The 530-nt window shown below is 40.2% G+C and carries 1 protein-coding gene; it reads left to right on the top strand.

Annotated features, from left to right (window positions below; translation table 11 throughout):
* Positions 1 to 514: transposase (locus tag IEY58_RS34230; RefSeq protein WP_189052668.1), on the top strand; the 514-nt coding region annotated here is incomplete at its 5' end.
* Between the last annotated feature and the right edge of the window lie 16 nt (positions 515 to 530).

Below are 530 nucleotides of genomic sequence, written 5' to 3'. Positions count from 1 at the left end.
TCTGTATATTGATAACTTACAAAAAATCTATTATTGTCCTTTAAAATCCAATCGCAAAGTCGATGATTCAAAAGGAGTAAACCCTTACAAAGCAGTCAACGAATTAACTTGGACTGACCAAGAGCAACAAAATGGCAAACTGATTAAAATACATGCCTTTCCTAAAGATTACAAAGTGCAACTGTTCCGAGTAGTGGTTAATGAAAACCGCACGGACTGGATTGTCACCAATGACACCACTCAGGATTCATCAGATGGCACACGATTGGTGTGTGCCATCCGTTGGAAGATTGAGCAGTTTCACCGAGAACTTAAACAACTCACTGGTATTGAAGCTAATCAGTGTCGTAAGGCTCGTATTCAGCGGAATCATATTTGTTGTTGTATGCTGGTTTGGCTGCAGTTAGCCAGACAGGCTAAACGGTTAAAACAATCTTTATATCAGGTTAAAAGGGGTTTACTCAGTGATTATTTGCGTGAGCAGTTACGCTCGCCTTCGGTCGTCTTTGCGTAAGTCCTAAAAGTTTAAC

Origin of the sequence: Aliidongia dinghuensis (genome assembly GCF_014643535.1) — a bacterium.
Classification (GTDB): Bacteria; Pseudomonadota; Alphaproteobacteria; order ATCC43930; family CGMCC-115725; genus Aliidongia; species Aliidongia dinghuensis.
This window is presented reverse-complemented; position numbering and strand designations above follow the sequence as displayed.